The sequence below is a fragment of the Rhodobacter viridis genome, assembly GCF_003217355.1.
In the GTDB taxonomy this organism is placed as follows: Bacteria; Pseudomonadota; Alphaproteobacteria; order Rhodobacterales; family Rhodobacteraceae; genus Rhodobacter; species Rhodobacter viridis.
In genome coordinates this window covers 352,382-367,727 of the sequence record NZ_QJTK01000002.1, presented here as the reverse complement: position 1 = coordinate 367,727, position 15,346 = coordinate 352,382, and the positions used below count along the sequence as shown (strand labels likewise).

Annotated in this window: 14 protein-coding genes; 9 read left to right on the top strand and 5 right to left on the bottom strand. The window is 65.4% G+C overall.

The features are described from left to right. Positions 1-119 precede the first annotated feature (119 nt). The gene (locus C8J30_RS05075) at positions 120-2,351 is read left to right on the top strand and encodes a response regulator (RefSeq protein WP_110804632.1); all 2,232 of its coding nucleotides are present in this window, start codon (positions 120-122) and stop codon (positions 2,349-2,351) included. Here the strand turns inward: C8J30_RS05075 and recQ are convergent, their stop codons facing one another. Continuing rightward, a complete protein-coding gene (gene recQ / locus C8J30_RS05070) occupies positions 2,352-4,415 on the bottom strand; it encodes a DNA helicase RecQ (protein ID WP_110804631.1) in 2,064 nt (687 codons plus the stop codon). A 4-nt stretch (positions 4,416-4,419) separates the two neighbouring features. Then, positions 4,420-4,707 carry a YggT family protein gene (locus C8J30_RS05065; protein ID WP_110804630.1) on the bottom strand — a complete coding sequence of 96 codons (288 nt, stop codon included), beginning with the start codon at positions 4,705-4,707 and terminating at the stop codon, positions 4,420-4,422. Positions 4,708-4,859: 152 nt separating this feature from the next. Here C8J30_RS05065 and C8J30_RS05060 point away from each other — a divergent pair, with 152 nt between their 5' ends. The 8 genes from C8J30_RS05060 to dxs all read left to right on the top strand — a co-directional run bounded on the left by C8J30_RS05060 (position 4,860) and on the right by dxs (position 12,712). Then, the gene (locus tag C8J30_RS05060; RefSeq protein ID WP_110804629.1) at positions 4,860-5,399 is read left to right on the top strand and encodes an acyl-CoA thioesterase; all 540 of its coding nucleotides are present in this window, start codon (positions 4,860-4,862) and stop codon (positions 5,397-5,399) included. 57 nt (positions 5,400-5,456) lie between these two features. After that, positions 5,457-6,797 (top strand): MFS transporter, encoded by a 1,341-nt coding sequence (locus tag C8J30_RS05055; protein ID WP_110804719.1) that lies wholly within the window; start codon positions 5,457-5,459, stop codon positions 6,795-6,797. A 16-nt stretch (positions 6,798-6,813) separates the two neighbouring features. Beyond that, a complete protein-coding gene (gene mepA / locus C8J30_RS05050) occupies positions 6,814-7,716 on the top strand; it encodes a penicillin-insensitive murein endopeptidase (protein ID WP_110804628.1) in 903 nt (300 codons plus the stop codon). Beyond that, positions 7,689-8,606 carry an esterase-like activity of phytase family protein gene (locus C8J30_RS05045; protein ID WP_110804627.1) on the top strand — a complete coding sequence of 306 codons (918 nt, stop codon included), beginning with the start codon at positions 7,689-7,691 and terminating at the stop codon, positions 8,604-8,606. Before mepA ends, C8J30_RS05045 begins: the two co-directional genes overlap by 28 nt. Before the next feature lie 97 nt (positions 8,607-8,703). Continuing rightward, a complete protein-coding gene (locus C8J30_RS05040; protein ID WP_110804626.1) occupies positions 8,704-9,324 on the top strand; it encodes a queuosine precursor transporter in 621 nt (206 codons plus the stop codon). Between the two features lie 358 nt (positions 9,325-9,682). Further along, positions 9,683-9,925: an exodeoxyribonuclease VII small subunit gene (locus tag C8J30_RS05035; RefSeq protein ID WP_110804625.1), complete on the top strand. Its 243-nt coding sequence runs from the start codon at positions 9,683-9,685 to the stop codon at positions 9,923-9,925. Continuing rightward, on the top strand, positions 9,925-10,791 hold the full coding sequence (locus C8J30_RS05030) for a polyprenyl synthetase family protein (protein ID WP_110804624.1): 867 nt from the start codon (positions 9,925-9,927) through the stop codon (positions 10,789-10,791). The genes C8J30_RS05035 and C8J30_RS05030 overlap by 1 nt, the downstream gene beginning before the upstream one ends. A gap of 10 nt (positions 10,792-10,801) precedes the next feature. Further along, positions 10,802-12,712 (top strand): 1-deoxy-D-xylulose-5-phosphate synthase, encoded by a 1,911-nt coding sequence (gene dxs / locus C8J30_RS05025; protein WP_110804623.1) that lies wholly within the window; start codon positions 10,802-10,804, stop codon positions 12,710-12,712. A gap of 111 nt (positions 12,713-12,823) precedes the next feature. On the opposite strand, the gene C8J30_RS05020 is transcribed toward dxs, so the two are convergent. The 3 genes from C8J30_RS05020 to C8J30_RS05010 are packed head-to-tail and all read right to left on the bottom strand — an operon-like array spanning position 12,824 to position 15,266. Continuing rightward, complete coding sequence (locus C8J30_RS05020) at positions 12,824-13,738, bottom strand: ornithine cyclodeaminase family protein (RefSeq protein WP_110804622.1); 915 nt, start codon at positions 13,736-13,738, stop codon at positions 12,824-12,826. Then, positions 13,735-14,352, bottom strand: coding sequence for an HAD family hydrolase (locus C8J30_RS05015; protein ID WP_110804621.1), 618 nt, complete (start codon positions 14,350-14,352; stop codon positions 13,735-13,737). Before C8J30_RS05015 ends, C8J30_RS05020 begins: the two co-directional genes overlap by 4 nt. After that, the gene (locus C8J30_RS05010) at positions 14,349-15,266 is read right to left on the bottom strand and encodes an AEC family transporter (protein ID WP_110804620.1); all 918 of its coding nucleotides are present in this window, start codon (positions 15,264-15,266) and stop codon (positions 14,349-14,351) included. The genes C8J30_RS05015 and C8J30_RS05010 overlap by 4 nt, the downstream gene beginning before the upstream one ends. Between the last annotated feature and the right edge of the window lie 80 nt (positions 15,267-15,346).

Below are 15,346 nucleotides of genomic sequence, written 5' to 3'. Positions count from 1 at the left end.
GCGGATCGTCTCACGGGTCTGGGCCGGGTTCAACGGGGTAGCACAGAAGTTAAGGATGTTAAGCTGATTTTCACCCCCGGCTGCGAGAGTGCGCCAAGGAAATTCGACAGGTGCCGGGAATGGACGCCGTCTTGGCAGAAAAATTGGCTCAGGAGCGGCGGGCGCGTCTGGCAGCGGAACGTCTGCTGGAGCAGAAGAAGCGCGAACTCTTTGCCGCGAACCAAAAGCTTGCGCTGCATGCGCGGGCGCTTTCGGAACAGATCGTGCAGCAGCGCCACGGGCTGCAGCAGGCTCTGACCGAGGCGGCCTCGCTCAAGGGCGAGAATTCGCGCGTGCTGGGGGACCTGCAACGCGCGGAATCGGTGGCGATGATCGCACAGCGGCGGCTGTGGGACGCGCTTGAAACCATCCGCGACGGCTTTGCCGTCTATGACAACGATCTGCGCCTCGTGGTGGCGAACAAGGCCTATCTGTCGTTCTTTCACGGCGAGGTCGCGATCACCGCGGGCGTCACCTACGACGCCGTGCTGAAGATCGTCGCCAAGCACGAGATGGTCGACATGGCCGGGCGTGATCCGCTCGACTGGCACCACGAGATGATCGCCCGGATCCGGCGCGAACATATCGAGCCGATCGTGCTGCGCACCCGCGAGGGGCGCCACATCAAGCTGATCGACCGCTGGGGCGAGGATGGCGATCTGGTCTGCCTTGCGCAGGACATAACCCATATCATCGAGCGCGAACAGGAACTCGAGGAGGCGCGCAACCGCGCCGAAGCCGCGAACCGGGCGAAATCGGCTTTCCTTGCCAACATGAGCCACGAGATCCGCACGCCGATGAACGGTGTCGTCGGCATGGCGGAACTGCTGGGCGAGACAAAACTGACCGACGAACAGGAGCTTTACGTCGAGACGATCCGCTCCTCGGGCGAGGCGCTGCTGACGATCATCAACGACGTGCTCGATTATTCGAAGATCGAAGCCGAGCGGCTGAAGCTTTACCCCGAGATCTTCGATCTCGAACGCTGCCTGCACGAAATCATGGTGCTCTTGCAGCCCTCGGCCAAGGACAAGGGCGTGAAGCTTCTGGTCGATTACGACCTGTTCCTGCCGACACGCTTCATCGCCGATCCGGGGCGGATGCGACAGATCATGACCAACCTGATCGGCAATGCGGTCAAGTTTACCAATGCCGGTCACGTCCTCGCCCGCGTCGTCGGCTTCGAGCGCGACGCCGAACATTACGAACTGCACGTCACCGTCGAAGATACCGGCATCGGCATCTCGCCCGACAATCTCGAACATGTCTTCGGCGAGTTCAATCAGGTCGAAAGCACCTCGAACCGCCGCTTCGAGGGCACCGGGCTTGGGCTCGCGATCACCCGGCAACTGGTGCATCTGATGGGCGGCTCGGTCTGGGTCGACAGCCAGCTGGGCGAGGGCTCGTGCTTCGGCTTCCGGGTCATCCTGCCGCGCGCCGAGCCGGTCGAGCCGATCGACCAGCCGACGCCGCCGGTCACCCTGCGCGCGGCGCTGGTGGTCGATGATCTGCTGGTGAACCGGGTGATTCTGGAACGGCAGCTGGAAACCTACGGGCTCGAAGTGACGCTCTGCCGCTCGGGGACCGAGGCGCTGAAGGTGCTTGATGATGGCACCCGCTTCGATCTGGTGCTGACCGACCATCACATGCCTGATCTCGATGGTCTGGAACTGACGCGGCGGCTGCGGGCGATGGGCAATGCGACGCCGATCCTGCTTCTGACCTCGGACAGTGCCGCGCTGGATGCGGCGCAGGGCAATTGCGATCTGTTCGGCTGTCTCGAAAAGCCGGTGCTGCGCTCGGACCTGTTCCGGATGCTGCAAAAACTCTCGCTGCCGGGGGAGCCGCGGGCGCTTGAACCGCCGCCCCCGCCGCCGCCGCCGCCCCCGCCGAAGGTGAAACGGCAGATGCGGGTGCTTGCGGCCGAAGACAACCGCACCAACCAGCTTGTCTTCGGCAAGATGGTGAAGGATTTCGACATCGAGCTGCGCTTTGCCGCGAACGGGCTCGAGGCGGTCGAGGAGTGGCGGCGCTTCCAGCCCGATCTGATCTTCATGGATATTTCCATGCCCGAGATGGACGGTCGCGAGGCGACGCAGACGATCCGGCTGCATGAGCAGGACAAGGGCACGCGGGTGCCGATCTGCGCCCTGACCGCCCATGCGATGGAAGGTGACAGCGACTCGATCTTTGCCGCGGGCATCGATTTCTATCTGACGAAACCCTTGCGCAAGGCCTCGATCGCGGAACGCATTCTGGCGCATCAACCCGAGGATGCGCGGCCGGTGCTGCCCGAGGGGGGCGATATCTGATCAGCCGTGCTCGGCAATCAGCGCAAGGAAAGTGTCGGCGAAGCGGTCCAGCTTCGCCTCGCCCATGCCCGCGATCCGCTCCAGATCGGCGCGACTGCGCGGCTTCGTCTCGGCGATCCGGCGCAACATCGTCGCGGTGCAGGAGAGAAACCGGTCATGCCCGTCCTCACCGCGCGCAAGCCTGCGCTGCGCCGTGTCCAGCGCATCGAAAAGGCTCGCCGCCGCCGTGCCCGCAAGCTTCATCCGCGCCGGATGCAGCGGCTCGGCCGCATCGGCCCCCGCGATCACCTCAAGGAAGGCCCGGCCATAGCTTTCCAGCTTCTTCGCCCCCACCCCGTTCACCTGCGCGAACTGATCAAGCGTCCTTGGCCGCAGTTCCGCCATCTCGATCAGGGTGCGGTCGGGGAAGATCATGTAGGCGGGCAGCCCCGCCACCTCGGCCAGCGCGCGGCGCTTGGCCTTCAGCGCCGAGAGCAGCGGCGCATCTTCGTCGGAGACCAGCGCCTTCGGCACATGCTTGACCTTGGCCTTGCGGACCAGATCGCGGCGCAGCGTGATCCGTTCCTCGCCGCGCAGGATCGGCCGGGCACGCTCGGTCATCACCAGCGCCCCATGCCGCGCCGCATCCGGGCGGATCAGGTCATGCCCCTGCATCTGCCGGAACACCGCCTGCCATTCGGTGCGGCTCAGATCCTTGCCGACACCGAAGGTGGGCAGCAGGTCATGGCCGCGCGCGGTGATCCGGTCATTCGTCTGACCGAGCAGAATCTCGATCAGATGCCCCGCGCCATAGCTCTCGTCGGTCCGCAGCGCGGCAGACAGCGCCTTGCGCACGGCCTCGGTGCCATCGAACAGATCGGGCGGCGTCTCGCACAGATCGCAATTGCCGCAAGGGCCAGAGTCTTCGCCGAAATAGGACAAAAGCCGCTGCCGCCGACAGCCCGTCGCCTCGGCCAGACCCAGAAGCGCATTCAGCCGCCCGTGATCGGCGGCCTTGCGTTCGGGCGGCGCCAGCCCCTCGTCGATCTGCTGACGGCGAAAGCGCACGTCATCGGCTCCGAAAAGCGTCAGCGTCTCGGCCGGGGCGCCATCGCGGCCGGCGCGGCCGATTTCCTGATAATAGCTCTCGATCGATTTCGGCAGATCGGCATGGGCGACCCAGCGAATGTCGGGCTTGTCGATCCCCATCCCGAAGGCCACCGTCGCCACCACGATCAGCCCGTCCTCGCGCTGAAACCGCACCTCGACGCGGCGGCGGTCTTCGGCCTCCATCCCGCCGTGATAATGGCAGGCCGGATGACCGGCTTCGATCAGCGCGGCGGCCAGTTGTTCGGTCTTCGCGCGCGAGGCGCAATAGACGATGCCCGACTGCCCGCGCCGGGCCGCCACATACTCAAGGATCTGCTTGCGCGGCTGGTCCTTGGGCTCGAAGGCCAGCGAGATGTTCGGCCGGTCAAAGCCGCGCAGAAAGGTCGCGGGCGGAATGCCGTCGAACAGCCGGGTGACGATCTCGGCCCGGGTTTCCTCGTCCGCCGTCGCGGTAAAGGCCGCCAAGGGCACATCGAGCATGCGGCGCAGATCGCCGATGCGCAGATAATCGGGGCGGAAATCATGCCCCCACTGGCTGACGCAATGCGCCTCGTCGACCGCGATCAGCCCTGTTTTCGCGCGCCGCAACAGCGCCAGCGTGCCCGATCCGGCCAACCGCTCGGGCGCGATGTAAAGGAGCTTCAGCCGCCCGGCATCGATCGCTTCGAAAACAGCTTCGGTCTCTTCCTCGGTATTGCCCGAGGTCAGCGCCCCGGCCTCGACCCCGGCTTCGCGCAAGCTGCGCACCTGATCGCGCATCAGCGCGATGAGCGGTGAAATGACCACCGTCAGCCCCGGCAGGCACAGCGCAGGCAATTGGAAACACAGCGATTTCCCACCACCCGTCGGCATGATCGCCAAGGTGTTGCGCCCTGCCAGAACCGCCCGCACGATTTCCTCCTGCCCCGGTCGGAAGGCATGGAATCCGAAAACCGAGGCAAGCATTGCCTCGGGGCTGGGGTCGGGCAGGGTCATGCGCTCAGAGGCCGAGCAGCCGTTGCAGGAAGATCATGCCGATGATCACCACCATGGGGGTGAAGTCGATGCCTTGAAACGGCGGCAGGATCTTGCGGATCGGCGCGTAGATCGGCTCGAGGATGCGGTTGAGCAGATCCCAGACCTTGTAGACCATCGGCTGACGCAGGTTCAGCACGTTGAAATTGACCAGCCAGCTCATGATCACCTGGGCCAGGATCACCAGCCACAGGATCTGGAACACGAGGGCAAGGGCCACATGGACCCCGTCGAGCAGCATGTAAGGGTTCATTCGGACCTCCGTCGGATGCGCCTCACAGGTAAGCCACGCGGCGCCCGCTTGCAACTGCCCGAGGCGGCCATTTCGCGGGGCATTTGCCGCAAGGTCGTTGTTGACGCCCGCGCTGCAGCGCGGCACGACAGGGGCGGCAACAGGGGGCAGACATGTATCCGATCATCCGCATGGGCAAGGCGATCCTGTCGTCGCGCGGCAAGGCGATGGACATTCTTGAGCCCCTGTCGACCTTTCACCGTGCCTGGCCCTGGGACATCGACCCGTGGAAGGATCTGAACAACGGCCGGATCGTGACGCTGTTCGATCTGGGCCGGATCGCGCTGGCCCAGCGCACCGGGCTGAACGCGGCCCTGATCCGTAACCGCTGGGGCATCGTCGTCGCGGGCAACACCACGCGCTACAGAAAGCGCATCACGATGATGCAGGCCTTCGAGATGCGGACCCGTTGCGTTGGCTGGGACGCGCGGTTTTTCTACATGGAACAGGCGATGTGGCGGAGTGAGGAGTGCTGCAACCACATCCTGATCCGCGGCGCGATCACTTCGAAAGCGGGGATCGTCGCGCCGCAACGGGTGGTCGAGGACATGGGCCACCGCGACGAAAGCCCCGAACTGCCCGCCTGGGTGCAGGCCTGGGCCGCGGCCGATCATGCCCGGCCGTGGCCGCCCGAGATGCCGCCTTCAAGGTAAATGTTGCGCCGCCCTCCGGTTTCGGGCTTGATCCGGCGGAACATTCCGGGGGGCAACATGATCACCGAACGCAAGCGCATCTGGGGCCGGTGGTTCTTCGACTGGGCCAGCCAGCCCTACAACACGCTGCTGCTGACCTTCATTTTCGCACCGTTCATGGAACGGCTGATGGGCGACGGCACCACCGCGCAGACGGTCTGGGGCTTTGGCATCGGGCTTTCGGGGATGATCATCGCGGTCGCCTCGCCCTTCCTTGGCGCGATCGCCGACCGCTCCGGCCGCCGCATGCCCTTCATCTGGCTGTTTTCGCTGATGTATGTGCTGGGCTCGGCGTTCCTGTGGACGGCCGAGCCGGGGCATTTCAACCTCTGGCTGGTGATGATCGCCTTCTCGATCGGCATGATCGGCATGGAATTCGCCACCTCCTTCACCAATGCGATGCTGCCCGACCTGACCGAGCGCGAGAATATCGGCAAGGTTTCCGGATCGGGCTGGGCCTTTGGCTATGTCGGCGGGATGCTGTCGCTGATCATCATGCTGACGCTGTTGCAGGCCTCGCCCACCACCGGCAAGACACTGGTCGGGCTGACGCCGCTGTTCGGGCTCGATCCCGCCACCGGCGAGGATACGCGCATCGTCGGCCCGCTGACCGCGGTCTGGTATGCGGTGTTCATGATCCCGTTTTTCCTCTGGGTACGCGAACCGCGCCATCCGGGCGCCGTGCCGGTGGCGCAGGCCTATCGCGAGGCCTGGCCCGAGCTGCGCACCACCCTGAAATCGTTGCCGAAACGGCCGAGCCTGTTTGCCTATCTGGTGTCCTCGATGTTCTACCGCGATGCGCTGAACGGCATATTCACCTTCGGCGGCATCTATGCGGCGGGCGTGCTGCACTGGTCGATCACGCAGATCGGTCTCTTCGGCATTCTGGGCACGATCACCGGGGCCACATTTTCGTGGCTGGGGGGCAAGGCTGATGACCGCTTCGGACCGAAAGCCGTGATCGTCTTCAACCTGATCGCCCTTGCGCTGATAACGCTGGGCATCGTTTTCGTCTCGCGCGAGAGCGTCTTCGGCATGGCCGTGACCCCGGACAGTCATCTGCCCGACATCGCCTTCTACATCCTTGGCGGGTTGATCGGCGCGGGCGGCGGGGCGTTGCAATCGGCGAGCCGCACGATGATGGTGCGCCAGTCCGACCCGGAAAAGATCACCGAATGCTTCGGCCTTTACGCGCTGACCGGCAAGGCCACCGCCTTCATCGCGCCGATTGCCATCGGATCGGTCACTGCGATGACGCAAAGCCAGACTTTGGGCATCACTCCCGTCATCGTGCTTTTCGTTCTGGGTCTGATGCTGCTAGCCTTCGTCAAATCCGAGGGAGACCACGCCACGGCGTGAACCAAAGGGAGAGCGCATGACGCCGATCCGCCTTGCCGTCGCCGCCGCTCTGGTGGCGACAGGAACCGTTACGGCAAGTGCCGAGCCGCTGGCGCGGCAACTGTTCGGCGCGCAAGCGCGCCCGACCCAAGGCGCCTCCGAGCCGGTCGGCTCTTACGCGCGCGGCTGTGCGGCGGGTCTTGTGGCCCTGCCCGAGACCGGCCCGACCTGGCAGGCGATGCGGCTCAGCCGCAACCGCTTCTGGGGCCAACCCGAACTTGTCTCCTATCTCGAGGATCTGTCGAGCTTTGCCGCGCGCCTGCCCGGCTGGCAGGGGCTTTACATCGGCGACATGAGCCAGCCGCGCGGCGGCCCGATGACGGGCGGCCATGCCAGCCATCAGATCGGGCTGGATGCCGATATCTGGATGCTGCCCGCGACGCGGCTCGACCTGTCGCAAAAACAACGCGAGAAGATTTCCTCGATCTCGATCCGCACCGAGGATCAGACCCGGGTGAACGGCAACTGGACCCCGCAACACGCGGCACTGTTGCAGGCGGCCGCCTCCGACCCGCGGGTGGAGCGCGTCTTCGTCTCGGCGGCGGCGAAGCTTGCGATGTGTGCGACGGCGACCCGGGCCGACACGCCCTGGCTGCAGAAGATCCGGCCGATCTATGGCCATAACGAACATTTCCACGTCCGGCTGAAATGCCCGGCCGGATCGAACCTGTGCCAGACGCAAACACCGACGGTGGCGGAGCTGTCGAAAGGCGGCAACGGCTGCGACGACACCCTGACCTGGTGGGTGACGACCTATCTGGAGGAACTGCGCCACCCGCCGAAACGGCCGAAAAAACCCGGTCCTGTTCCGAAGACCGCGAAAACCTATGTGATGTCGGATCTGCCCGTCCAATGCCGAAACGTCCTGTCCGCGCCCTGATCGCCAGCCTCGGGCTGGTGGCGGTTCTGGCCGCCTCGACGCTTCTGATCGGCGTCGCCAGCGCCGGTCAGGACCGCGCCGTGCTTTTGCAAAGCTACATCTGGCGCAATCCGAACCCCGCTTTCGGCGGCATGTCTGCGATTGATTTCGCGGATGATGGCGTGACTTTCGTCGCGGTCTCGGATCGCGCAACACTCTGGCGCGGGCAGATGCGCCGGGATGCTCAGGGGCGCATCACCGAAATTGTCACCTCGGGGCCGACGAGATTGCACGACAGGAGGGGCAACCCGCTTGGCCTTCTCAGCGGCGATTCGGAGGGGGTCGCGCTGGCCCCGGATGGCAGCGTGTTCATCTCGTTCGAAGGTGTGCCCCGCGTCTCGCTCTATACGAAAGATGACGGCCCCGGCAAACTCCTGCCCCGGCCGCTCGCCTTCCAGACCATGCCTCTCAACGGGGCGCTGGAATCGCTGGCCGCCGACCCCCATGGCGCGCTTTACACCATGCCCGAGCGATCGGGCGACCGCGCGACCCCGTTCCCGGTCTGGCGCTACAAGGGCGGGGAATGGACGCAACCGTTCTCGATCCCGCGCGAGGGCGACTGGCTGCCCACCGGCGCAGATTTCGGCCCGGATGGCCGCTTCTACCTGCTCGAACGCGATTTCTGGGGCCTGCTGGGCTTTCGCAGCCGGGTGCAGGTCTTCGATATCTCGGGCGACCGGATCAGCGGCGGCGAGGTGCTGTTTCAGACCACGGCGGGAATGCACGACAATCTCGAGGGCCTCTCGGTCTGGCGCGACGACAGCGGCGCCATCCGGCTGACCATGGTCTCGGACGACAATTTCAGCGTCTTCCAACGCACCGAGATCGTCGAATATCGCATCTCGCACTAAGGTTTTGCTTGACCGGAACCGGCGGCAGGCGTATCCGCGCCTCCGTCCGCATGAGGCGGACCATGTCTCCGCTACCATGTAAAAACGGTGATCCTGAATGCGCTACCTGCCCGGCATCCTTGCCATGGCCATCATTGTCGTGGCCTCGAACATCCTCGTGCAGCATCTGCTCGGTCAATGGCTGACCTACGGGGCCTTCACCTATCCCTTCGCCTTCCTTGTGAACGACACCACGAACCGGCTGCAAGGCGCCCGCGCCGCGCGGATCGTCGTCGTCTCGGGCTTCTTCGTCGGCGTGATCTGCTCGCTCGTCGGCTCGCAGATCGAAGGCGAATTCGGCCCGCTCGTCAGCTTCCGCGTCGCGCTGGCCTCGGGGCTGGCCTTCCTCGTCGGGCAGCTGATCGACATTTCGGTCTTCAACCGGCTGCGCAACCGGCTGCGCTGGTGGCCCGCGCCCTTGGCCTCGACGCTGATCGGCTCGTTCCTTGATACTTGCGTCTTCTTCACCATCGCCTTTGCCGCAAGCCTTGTCTGGCTTGAACCCGGCAATGATGTGACCTGGGCCAATGAAAGCCTGCCGCTTCTGGGCCTCGGTCCGGCCGCACCGCTCTGGGTTTCGCTCGCCGCAGCCGATCTGTGCGTAAAACTTGGGCTTGGCATCTTTGCCCTGCTGCCTTTCCGGGCAATGGTCTGGCGGTTTTCGCCACGGATTGCGTAATTTAACTTGCCATACACCAAATCTGTGCCACCCTCCTGTTATCGGCAACACGCATGAAAGGAGGTGGTCCAGTGTCTAGAGTGATATTGGAGAGAGGTGTCGGGACAGTCAGGGGGGCCGAGGCCTGAGGGCAACCCCAAGGGTCGCAGACCCTGGCTGGGACGGAGGATCTGATCCAGACCCTAACCGGACCATCTCCGTAGATCTCGGGGGTCGCAGGCCACGCCCGCGACCCTTTTACTTTGCGACTTTTCGACCTCGGCAGGCCAATCGGCCTGCTTTTTCATTGCGGGGGCTGGAATTGCCGCCCCGCCCGTGGCAATCTGAAAAAGGCAATCCAAGGGGGCGGGAGAGCGCGATGGACGACAGCGACATTTCCGGCATGACGTTCGAGCAGGCGATGGCTGCGCTTGAACAGGTGGTCAACCAGCTTGAACGCGGGGAAGTGGCGCTGGATCAGTCGGTCCGGCTCTCCGAACGTGGCGCGAAGCTGAAAGAGCGCTGCGCGATGCTTCTGAAGGAAGCCGAGGAGCGGGTCGAAAAGATCATGCTGGGCGAAGGCGGGGTGCCCGCAGGCACCGTTGCGGTGGAAGGACTCTGATGTTTTCCGAACGTTTGAAAGAGATTCAGGACGCCGTCGAGGCGGCGATGTCGGCTGCGATCCTGCGTTTGCCCGAGGGCGATCTGCGCGATGCGATGGCCTATGCGGCGCAGGGCGGCAAGCGGCTGCGCGCCTTCCTCGCCATCGAATCGGCGGCGATCCACGGGATCGCGATGGAGCAGGCGATGCCCGCCGCGCTGGCGGTCGAGGCGCTGCACGCCTATTCGCTGGTGCATGATGACATGCCCTGCATGGACAATGACGATCTGCGCCGCGGCCTGCCGACCGTTCACAAGAAATGGGATGACGCCACCGCCGTTCTGGCGGGCGATGCGCTGCAAACCCTGGCGTTTGAGCTGTGCACCGCGCCGGTGCTGGGCACGGCCGAGAACCGGGTGGCGCTGGTCGCCGCCTTGGCGCAGGCTTCGGGCGCCGAGGGGATGGTCTATGGTCAAGCCCTCGACATTGCCGCGGAAACCGCCGCCGTGCCGCTGACGCTGGATGAAATCATCCGTCTGCAAGCGGGCAAGACCGGTGCGCTGATCTCGTTCGCCGCGCAGGCGGGCGCGATCCTCTCGGGCGCCGACCGCGGGCCACTGGCGGCTTACGCCAAGGCGCTCGGCCTTGCCTTCCAGATCGCTGACGACATCCTTGATGTCGAGGGCAACGAGGAAGCCGCGGGCAAGCGTTTGGGCAAGGATGCCGAGGCGCACAAGGCCACCTTCGTCTCGCTGCTGGGTCTGCCGGGGGCAAAAGCCCGCGCCGCGGATCTGGTCGCCGAGGCCGAAGCCGCCCTTGCGCCTTATGGCGAGGCCGCGGCTACCCTTCGCGCCTGTGCGCGCTATGTGATCGAACGCGACAAGTAAAGCGACCCAGATGAGCCAGACCCCAGCCACTCCCGTTCTCGACCGCGTCCGCCTGCCCTCCGACCTGAAGGGGCTGAGCGACCGCGAGTTGCACCGCCTTGCCGATGAATTGCGCGCCGAGACGATCTCGGCCGTGTCGGTCACCGGCGGCCATCTGGGGGCGGGGCTGGGCGTCGTCGAGCTGACCGTGGCGCTGCATGCGGTCTTTGACTGCCCGCGCGACAAGATCATCTGGGACGTGGGCCATCAGTGCTATCCGCACAAGATCCTGACCGGGCGGCGCGACCGCATCCGCACCCTGCGCACCAAGGGGGGCTTGTCGGGCTTCACCAAACGCTCGGAAAGCCCCTATGACGCTTTCGGGGCCGGGCACAGCTCAACCTCGATTTCCGCGGCGGTGGGCTTCACCATGGCCCGCGAGCTGGGCTCCGAATGCGGCGACGCCATCGCGGTGATCGGCGACGGCGCGATGACCGGCGGCATGGCCTTCGAGGCGCTCAATCACGGCGGCCATCTGGGCAAACGGATGTTCGTAGTGCTGAACGACAATGAAATGTCGATCTCGCCGCCCGTTGGCGCGCTCTCGTCCTATCTGACCCGGCTTTATGCCGAAGCGCCGATGCAGGATCTGAAGGCGATGGCCAAGGGTGCCGTCAGCCTGCTGCCCGAACCCTTCCAGGAAGGCGCCCGGCGGGCGAAGGAAATGCTCAAGGGCATGACGATCGGCGGCACCCTGTTCGAAGAACTGGGCTTTGATTATGTCGGCCCGGTCGATGGCCATGATCTGGATACGCTCCTGCATCTGTTCCGCACGCTGAAGACGCGGGCGACGGGGCCGGTGCTGATCCACGCGCTGACGAAAAAGGGCAAGGGCTATGCGCCCGCGGAAAACCGCCCCGACCGTGGCCATGCCACGGCCCGTTTCGACGTGCTGACCGGCGCACAGGTCAAGGCGCCCTCGAACGCGCCGAGCTACACCAAGGTCTTTGCCGAAAGCCTGATCGACCAAGCCTCGCGCGATGAAAAGATCGTCGCGGTGACGGCGGCGATGCCCGAGGGCACCGGGCTGAACCTCTTTGCCGAGCGCTTCCCGCGCCGCTGCTTTGACGTCGGCATCGCGGAACAGCATGGGGTCACCTTTTCGGCCGGACTGGCGGCGGGGGGGATGAAACCCTTCTGCGCGATCTACTCCACCTTCCTGCAACGCGGCTACGACCAGATCGTGCATGACGTGGCAATCCAGCGCCTGCCGGTCCGCTTTGCCATCGACCGCGCCGGTCTGGTGGGCGCCGATGGCGCCACCCATGCGGGAGCATTTGATATCGGCTTCATGGCGAACCTGCCAGGCATGGTGGTGATGGCCGCCGCCGACGAGGCCGACCTTGTGCATATGGTCGCCACCGCCGCCGCGCATGACGAAGGCCCGATCGCCTTCCGCTATCCCCGCGGCGAGGGGATGGGCGTCGACATGCCGTCCCAGGGCGTTCCGCTCGAGATCGGCAAGGGCCGGATCATCGCGGAAGGCGCCCGGGTCGCGATCCTGTCCTTTGGCACGCGTCTGGCCGAGGTGCTGAAAGCCCGTGAAGCTTTGGCCGCCCGCGGCATGGCGCCGACCGTCGCCGATGCCCGCTTCGCAAAACCGCTCGACACCGATCTGATCCTGCAGCTTGTCGCAGACCACGAGGCGCTGATCTGCATCGAGGAAGGCGCGGTGGGCGGCTTCGGCAGCCATGTGGCGCAATTCCTGTCGGATCAGGGCGTGTTCGATCGCGGCTACAAGTTCCGCTCGATGGTGCTTCCCGACACCTTCATCGACCACGCCAACGCCGAAGACATGTATGCCGCGGCCAAGATGAACGCAGCGGATATCGAGGCGAAGGTGCTCGATCTGCTGGGTATCGCGGTCGCGAAACGCGCCTGAGGCGCGGGTTTCAAGCGTCGCAAAGAGCGTATTTAGGCCAAGAAGAAACGCCATCGGCTTCTTCTTGGTGCAAATACGCATCCTTCCTTGCGGCAAGGCGCGGCGGTCAGATCACCGCGCCAGCCAGCGGTCGCGGATGAAGCTGGCGGTCATCAGATCCAGATGCGCGCCGCCGCCATTCTTGCTCAGCGTGATCTCATCGGCGCTTTCGCGGGCGAACCGGCCCGTTGCGATGTCGTAGAAGTCGGCCACCACATCCGTCTCGGCAATCACCCCGCGGGAGAGCGGATCGCGGAATTCGCCAATATGGTGCAGCGTCGTCGCGCGGGCATCGCAGAACAGCCGCGCCCGGCGCAGGGTCGCGTCATCGGCCTCGCGCATGTCGGGGCGGAAGGCGCCAATCAGGTCGATGTGGGTGCCCGGTTGCAGCCAGTCGCCGCGCAGCCAGGGGTCCTTGGCCATCGTCGTGCCCGCGACGATCTCGGCCTGACCCAGCGCGGTTTCAAGGTTCATCTCGACCCGGGCGCCCGTGGCCTCGGCCAAGGCTTCGGCCCCCGCCTGCGAGCGGTTCCAGATGGTGAACCGGGCGGCGGGAAAGGCCGCGCGATAGGCCTCGATCATCGCGGCGGCCACCTTGCCCGCACCGCAGATCAGGATCTCCGTCGCCTCGGGCCGCGCCAGAAGCCGCGCCGCCAGCAGGCTGTCGCCCGCCGTCTTCCATTTCGTCACCAGCGCGAAATCGAGCACGGCCGAGAGAAGCCCGGTCCGGTCCTCCATCAGCATCACGCCCCCATTCACCGTGGGCAGATCCACCCCGGCATTGCCCGGCACGATTGTTGCCGCCTTCACCAGCATGCCCAGCCCGTCGATCAGCGCCGAGCGGGTCAGCAGCGTGTCGGCGCCGCGATAGAGGAAACTGTCCGCCACCTCGGCGCGCGGCAGGCGGTGCCCGGCGCGAAAGGCCTCGGTCAGGCCGATCCAGTCCAGCTGCGCTTCGGCCTCGGGGCCGATCAGGGCGGGGGTCATGCGGCCTCTCCTTCGGTCAGGAAGCCCTCGGCGATGAGCCTTTCGGCCCAGCCCTCGGGCGTGGTGAACAGATGCGTCTTCCAGCCCCGCGCGGCGGCGGCTTCGATGTTTTCCGGCCGGTCATCGGCGAAAAGCAGATCGGCACCGGAATAGCCCGTGCCCTCCTCCAGCGCCGCATAGAAGCGCGGATCGGGCTTGATCATGCCCAGATAGCCCGAAACGAACAGCCGGTCGAAATTGGTCAGGAACGGATAGGCGCGGCAGGCCAGCTCAAAGGTGCCGATGCCGAAATTCGACAGCGCGAAGACCGGCACCCCTTTCGCGCGCAGGGCCGAAAGCAGGCGCACGGAATGGGGAATGGCCGGGGTGCACATGTCGAGCCAGTGGTCATGCCAGGCCATCACCTCGGCTCGCCAGTCGGGGTGCAGATCGGCATGGGCACGCACGGTTTCGGCAAAGGGCGCCCCCAGATCGATGCGCTCGTTCATCGCGGCGATGCCGGTTTCGGCCCAAAAGGCGCGGCGGCGCTCGGGGCCGATCAGGCGGTCATAAAACGCCTCGGGGTGCCATTCGACCAGCACCATTCCGATGTCGAAAACCACGGCTTTTGTCATGTGTGCACCCATGCGATGACGGCGGGGATGGAAAGGATCGAGACCGCGGTCGAGATCAGGACCGCGGTCGAGACGCGTTGGGGCGCGACGCCGAAACTCGCAGCAAGGATGTAGACATTGCCCGCCACCGGCAACGCGGCGGCAGCGACCATCACCCCCGCGGCAATGGGCTCGACGGGGAAGATCAGAAAGGCGGCGACGGCGACGGCCAGCGGATGCAGCACCAGCTTCGCCGCGGACAGCCAGAGCGCGGGGCCAAGCCGCTCGGCAGAGCGCCCGGCAAGCGAGGCGCCGATGGCGAACAGCGCCCCGGGCGTGGCAGCGCCCCCAAGGATCTTCATGAACTCCTCAAGCGGGCCCGGCATCGGCAGATGCAAAAGCGCCCAAGCCAGCCCCGCCACCATCGAGACGATCATCGGGTTCTTCGCCAGCCCGAGCGCCAGCGGCGCCACGGCCACGCGGCCATGATGGGCATAGGTGACAATCAGCGTGATCAGCGTCGAAAACACGATCATGTCGGCGGCCAGCACCATCAGCACCGGCCCCGCCGCTTTCGGGCCCAGAAGCACGACCAGCATCGGCACGCCCAGAAACCCGGTATTGCCGGTCATTGCGGTATGGGCCTCCATCGCGGCCTCGGCCAGCGGCCGGGCGCGCAGTTTCGCCACCGCGAAGCCAAGTGCCCAGACCGCAATCGAGGCGGTCAGATAGGCGGCGAAGAAGGCGGGATCGAAAAGCTCCTCGATCGGCAGCGTCGCGGTGAAGCGAAAGAGCATCGCCGAAAGCGCGAAGTAGAAGACGAATTTCGTCAGCCATGCCGTCGCCTCGGGCGGGAAGAAACGCAGCCGGCCCGCTGCCCAACCGAGCCCGATCAGCGCGAAGAAGGGCAATGTCTTGAGGAAGATCTCGATCATGGTTCCGGGCTAACACGCCCGCTTGCGCGGCACCAGTGAAGGGATTTGCGTATTTGGACCAAGAAGAAAGCCGCTGCTTC